This is a genomic window from Rhodococcus sp. IEGM 1379 (genome assembly GCF_030056815.1).
Lineage (GTDB): Bacteria > Actinomycetota > Actinomycetes > Mycobacteriales > Mycobacteriaceae > Rhodococcus_F.
The window spans coordinates 1-5,574 of record NZ_JASHKR010000146.1 but is presented as its reverse complement, the minus strand read 5'-3'; the positions used below and the strand labels follow the sequence as shown (position 1 = coordinate 5,574).

The 5,574-nt window shown below is 61.4% G+C and carries 5 protein-coding genes; 3 read left to right on the top strand and 2 right to left on the bottom strand.

Annotated features, from left to right (window positions below; genetic code table 11):
* Nucleotides 1-28: 28 nt before the first annotated feature.
* Both QM600_RS28745 and QM600_RS28740 read right to left on the bottom strand, forming a co-directional pair.
* Nucleotides 29-1,528 carry a cytochrome ubiquinol oxidase subunit I gene (locus QM600_RS28745; RefSeq protein ID WP_283265144.1) on the bottom strand — a complete coding sequence of 500 codons (1,500 nt, stop codon included), beginning with the start codon at nt 1,526-1,528 and terminating at the stop codon, nt 29-31.
* A 146-nt stretch (nt 1,529-1,674) separates the two neighbouring features.
* Nucleotides 1,675-2,544, bottom strand: a complete 870-nt coding sequence (locus QM600_RS28740; RefSeq protein ID WP_283265143.1) for an aminodeoxychorismate lyase — start codon at nt 2,542-2,544, stop codon at nt 1,675-1,677.
* 115 nt (nt 2,545-2,659) lie between these two features.
* Here QM600_RS28740 and ygfZ point away from each other — a divergent pair, with 115 nt between their 5' ends.
* The 3 genes from ygfZ to QM600_RS28725 are packed head-to-tail and all read left to right on the top strand — an operon-like array spanning nt 2,660 to nt 5,360.
* Entirely contained in the window at nt 2,660-3,745 is a 1,086-nt protein-coding gene (gene ygfZ / locus QM600_RS28735) for a CAF17-like 4Fe-4S cluster assembly/insertion protein YgfZ (RefSeq protein ID WP_283265145.1), read from the top strand.
* A complete protein-coding gene (locus QM600_RS28730; RefSeq protein WP_283265142.1) occupies nt 3,742-4,410 on the top strand; it encodes an MOSC domain-containing protein in 669 nt (222 codons plus the stop codon). Before ygfZ ends, QM600_RS28730 begins: the two co-directional genes overlap by 4 nt.
* Nucleotides 4,407-5,360, top strand: coding sequence for an asparaginase (locus tag QM600_RS28725; RefSeq protein ID WP_283265141.1), 954 nt, complete (start codon nt 4,407-4,409; stop codon nt 5,358-5,360). The genes QM600_RS28730 and QM600_RS28725 overlap by 4 nt, the downstream gene beginning before the upstream one ends.
* The last annotated feature ends 214 nt before the right edge of the window (nt 5,361-5,574 follow it).

The window sequence follows — 5,574 nt, the reverse complement described above, 5'->3', positions numbered from 1 at the left end:
ATACTTCTTGAAGTCCCATGATCGCCTCCTAGTACGCGAACGACAGTTGTTTGGGGTTGTCCGGATCTTCCGGCTCGTCATGATCGGCATCTCCCGGCGGATGCATGTCGTGCTCCAGCGGGCCTTCCTTGGCGTATCGCAAGATCAGCTTGAACCAGACAACGCCCAACGCGCCGTACAGCAGCGTGAAGGTGATCAGCGATACCCAGACTGTTACCGGCGAGTGGTTCGAAACACCTTGATCGACAGTCAGTCTGATCATGTCCACACCGGTCGGGTTGGGATGCACCACCCAGGGCTGGCGGCCCATTTCGGTGAAGATCCAACCGGCACTGTTCGCGAGGAACGGTGTAGGTATCGCGACGATGCTGAGGATGCCGAACCATTTCTGGTCCGGAACACGACCTCGGCGAGTCACCCACAGTCCGGCAAGTGCCAAAGCTGCAGAACCGGCGGCGAGGCCGATCATCGCGCGGAAAGACCAGTACGTGACAAAGAGATTCGGGCGGTAGTTTCCGGGGCCGAAGTCCTGCTCGGCCTGTTCCTGCAACTGGTTGACGCCTTGGAGTTCGACGCCGGAGAACTTGCCTTCGGCCAGCCACGAGAGCACATACGGCACCTTGAGGACGTGGGTCACGCCGCTGCAGTCGTTGTGAGTACCGATCGTGAGAATCGAGAAATCCGGATCCATCTCGGTGTCACACAATGACTCTGCCGACGCCATCTTCATGGGCTGCTGTTGGAACATCAGCTTGCCCTGGACGTCACCGGTGTAGATCAAACCGATACCGGCGAAGATCATCACGACCAACGCGAACCGAGTGCCGGGACGGTACATCGTCCGTGCGTCGGACTCGAGTTTCGTGGCCTCGGCGGGTCCAGCTGTCTTGGCTCGGCGCATGTTTCGCACCATCCACCAACCACAGATTCCCGCTACGAAGGTGCCTGCTGTCAGGAAGGCGCCTGCGACAGCGTGCGGGAAAGCTGCGAGTGCAGTGTTGTTGGTCAACAACGCCCAGATACTTGTCAGTTCGGCACGACCCGTCTCGGGGTTGTATTCAGCTCCGACGGGGTGCTGCATGAACGAGTTGGCCGCGATGATGAAGAAGGCCGACGCGTTTACACCGATCGCAACGAGCCAAATCGTCGCCAGGTGAACCAATTTGGGTAGCTTGCCCCAACCGAAAATCCACAGCCCGATGAAGACGGATTCAAGGAAGAAGGCGACGAGACCTTCAAGGGCAAGAGGAGCACCGAATACGTCGCCGACGAATCGGGAGTACTCACTCCAGTTCATTCCGAACTGGAACTCCTGCACGATGCCGGTCGCAACACCGAGCGCAAAGTTGATGAGGAAAAGTTTGCCGAAGAACTTGGTGAGTCGGTACCAATGGTCTTTCTTGGTGACGACCCACATGGTCTGCATGAACGCGATCATCGGAGCAAGTCCGATGGTCAGCGGAACAAGGATGAAGTGGTAGACGGTGGTGATACCAAACTGCCACCGGGAGACGTCCAAAGTATCCATTGGCTACTCCGAGAGTAGGGCCCTGGGACAGGCTTCGGGGATCGAGACGCGGGCATTCGCTCGGCCCCTGCGGACACGGTACTGCTGTCCGGATTGGACCGCAGGACTTTGCTACTACCTAACGTAGTAGAGACCTGTCAGGTTTCCTATTCGCTCAAATCGGTCAAATCGGAACCGATTGCGCGTTCAACCAATTTTGCGAACTCATCAGCGACTTTGGTCCCTGGCAGAGTGAAGCCGTCAAGTGTATGGACACGCGCAGCCAAGGTGACGCTCGAAACCATCCACACCCCGTCCGCCGCAATCAAATCTGCAGGTCGCAGAGTTTCGTAACGACAATCGAAGCGCGCACTGCCCGCCACGTCGAACAAAGCACGCTGTGTCGTACCCATCAAAATGCCCTGAGTCGGCGGTGGTGTGATTAATGTCCTGTCCCGCACGACCACCACGGTCGAACGCGGGCCTTCCAGAACATTTCCTTCCGAACTGACAAAGATCACATCGTCTGCACCCAAATTGGCGGCGTAGCGCAGTGCAGCCATGTTGGTTGCGTAGGACAAGGTCTTCGCCCCCAGCAGTTGCCACGGCGCCCGCGCCGACAAATCTACCGAGTAACCGCGCTCGAGAGTGATCACCGACAGACCCGACTCACGGACCTGCCGAACTCGATCAGCCACCGGGCCCACCATCACGAAGGCCGTCGGCTTGTCCCCGCTCTCACGCCCCCGAGTGAGAACCAGACGCAACGCGCCTTCCTTCTCACTCCCCCACTCCTCGACTGCGATCTCGATCGCCAGACGCCAGTCGTCCAGAACCGGCGCCGGCAAGCCCAATGCCTCGGCGCTGAGCGCCAGTCGACTCAGGTGCGCCTCGACCACCCGTGCGCGCCCACCGCGAACCAACAACGTCTCGAAGACCCCGTCGCCTCGCACGACGGCAAGGTCGTCGGCATGGAGAAAAGGTGCGTCAGCATCGAGCACCTCATGGTCGAGAGTTACCAATACGCGATCAGACATACCTCAACACTAACGACCGAGAACGGCTATCTCTGCCCGCATTGAACCGCAGGGCCACCCACACTCCTAGACTGGTGACGTGGTCGACAACGCTCTTGTGCCCAACAGTCCACTCATGACCTCCCCCGGTGCGGTGCCCGCCCCGGACGGATCGGTCGACGTCGGGGTCGCCTGGCATCACGGCGATCCACTCGGTGAACAAAGAACTGCGGGACGCGCCGCCGTGGTCGTCGATCGCAGCCATCGATTTGTCATCGCCATTCCCGGCGAAGAACGCCTCACCTGGCTGCACACCATCTCCAGCCAACACATCTCCGCCCTCCCCGACGGGAAGAGCGCCGAAAATCTCAGCCTCGACATCAACGGTCGCGTCGAACATCACTTCGTCCAGTCAGATCTGGATGGCATTACCTGGATCGACACCGAAGCCGATCGTGGCCCCGAACTCCTGTCCTTCCTGAAGAAGATGGTGTTCTGGTCCAAGGCCGAACCTCGCGACGGCAATGAATTGGCAGTGCTGAGCCTCCTCGGTCCCGAATCGACATCAGTCCTGGAAAAGGCCGCTGCATCGGTTCCTGCTGATGTCTACGACGCCGTCGCCCTCCCCGGCGGTGGATTCGTCCGCCGTATGCCGTGGCCGACCACTGATTCCTTCGATCTCCTCGTTCCACGCGAGCAACTGACGACGTGGTGGAAAACGCTGACCGACGCCGGCGCCAAGCCGGCCGGGAGCTGGGCATTCGAAGCCCTCCGCGTCGAAGCAGCACGTCCCCGCATCGGACTCGACACCGACGAGAAGACCATTCCCCACGAGGTCCGGTGGATCGGCGGACCTGACGAACACGGTGCTGTGCACCTCGAGAAGGGTTGCTACCGTGGACAGGAAACCGTCGCCCGCGTACACAACCTCGGCAAGCCTCCGCGGCACCTCGTCCTCCTGCACCTCGACGGCAGCGCCGAGGCTCTGCCCGAACCCGGCGATCCGATCACAGCCGGTGGCCGCACAGTCGGCCGCGTCGGCACCGTCGTCAACCATCACGAACTCGGCCCGATCGCTCTGGCACTGATCAAACGCAACGTCCCCGCCGATACGGAACTGGTCGCCGGCCCCAGCGCAGCGTCCATCGATCCGGATTCGATCGTCGACGACAACGCTACGCAGGCAGGTCGTGAAGCCGTCAACCGATTACGCGGGAAATGACGGCCATCGTCGACGCCGTATGCGTCGTGCATGCCGAGCGTGACAGCGGCGTCAAACGCGTCACCCGAACCGCCATCGACAAACGTCCCGTCGACGGCCGCATTCCGGTTGGCCGACTCGGCCTGGGCGGCGACCACGTGTGCGATACCGAATTTCACGGTGGCCCGTATCAAGCTGTGTACGCCTACGCGAGTGCGGAAGCGAAACGCTGGTCCACCGAGTTGGGCCGACCACTCGGTCCCGGCTGGTTCGGCGAGAACCTCCACATCAGCGACTTGGACGTTACCGACGCCGTGATCGGTGAGCGCTGGCATATCAGTGGGCCCAACTCGCCGGACGTGGTGGAGCTAGAGATCACCGGGCCACGGGTGCCGTGCGGCACTTTCGGAATCTGGTCGGGCGAAAAGGGCTTCGTGAAACGGTTCACCGAGCAGTCCGACGTGGGTGCCTATCTGCGGGTGAACCGAACAGGCACCATCGCAGCCGGCGACACCGTCACCCGAGTCCACGTGCCCAGTCACGGAGCCACGGTCCGAGATGTCTTCACGGGAGCTCATCCGGACCGACTGCGCAGGCTTCTCAGCGATCACCAGGATCTTGCGCCGAATGTGCACGAAGGAATCGTCAAACACATCGAACGAGCGGAAACGCAGGTGCATTCGTGAGCGTCGAACTGGTGGAAGTTGTCCGCTCCGGATTCCGTGAGTGCGTACACCGTGGATCAGCCGTCATCCTCGACGGCAGCGGCGACGTCATTGCTGCTGTCGGCGAAGTGCACACCCCCATTTACCCTCGATCGGCGAACAAGCCGCTGCAGGCCGTCGCCGCCCTGCGCAACAGATTCGAGCCCATCAGCCCCGAGGAACTGGCCGTTGCTGCGTCGTCTCACGCCGGCGAAGCCGATCACATCGAACTCGTCGCAGCGCTCCTCGATCGCTACCAACTCACCATCGATCAGTTGCAGTGCCCGTCGGATCTGCCGGGCAACGAACTGGCGCGTGCCGAACTGATCGCGGCCGGGGAGCTGCCCAGTCAGATCTACATGACGTGCTCGGGCAAGCACTCGGCGATGCTCGCCACGTGCGTCGTGAACGACTGGCCACTCGAGACGTACATGGAGCCCACCCACCCCCTTCAGCTCGCGATCGCGGAGACGATCTTCGATCTCAGCGGCGAAGAGGAACAGGAACTCGGAATCGACGGGTGCGGTCTTCCGATCGTGCCGCTCTCGCTCACAAATCTGGCTCGGGCGTTCGGACGCCTGCCGTCTGCGCCGCCGGACTCGCCGGAGCGCGCGGTAGCCGACGCCGTTCGCGCCAACCCGTTTCTCGTCTCCGGCACCGGGCGCAACGATCAGCGATTGATGTCAGCAGTTCCCGGGCTCTTCAGCAAAACCGGATACGACGGGATCTACGCGGGAGCGCTCCCCGACGGTTCCGCGTTTGCCCTCAAGATCGACGACGGCCACGAGCGCGCGCTTCTACCATTGGCGGCGGCTCTGCTCAAACGGATGGACACCGAATGGACCGAGGAGTTGGCCGCCCTCGCGTCAGCTCCGGTGTTCGGCGGGGATGCCCGAGTGGGCACGATTCGAGCGATTGCGGGAAACTTCTGAGTAGTTTTCGGAAACTTTTGCGCAGTTCTAACAAACTTCTGAGCAGTTCTCTCAGCATCCTGGCAGCTCGCGGGCATGGTGAGAGCAAACAGACACGTCGACGGGCCCCTCGTGGAAGCGGAAGAACCTTTTCCAGGCTAGAGTGTGTGTCAGGAAACTTACACACTCAAACGGGGCCGCCAAATTCCCCAGGCCGCCCCGCGAAAGCGCGAGG

Bases quoted from the DNA above. Each gene is read 5' to 3' on its own strand.
- QM600_RS28740 (WP_283265143.1), bottom strand. From the start codon at position 2,544: ATGTCTGATCGCGTATTGGTAACTCTCGACCATGAGGTGCTCGATGCT.
- QM600_RS28730 (WP_283265142.1), top strand. From the start codon at position 3,742: ATGACGGCCATCGTCGACGCCGTATGCGTCGTGCATGCCGAGCGTGAC.
- QM600_RS28745 (WP_283265144.1), bottom strand. From the start codon at position 1,528: ATGGATACTTTGGACGTCTCCCGGTGGCAGTTTGGTATCACCACCGTC.
- ygfZ (WP_283265145.1), top strand. From the start codon at position 2,660: ATGACCTCCCCCGGTGCGGTGCCCGCCCCGGACGGATCGGTCGACGTC.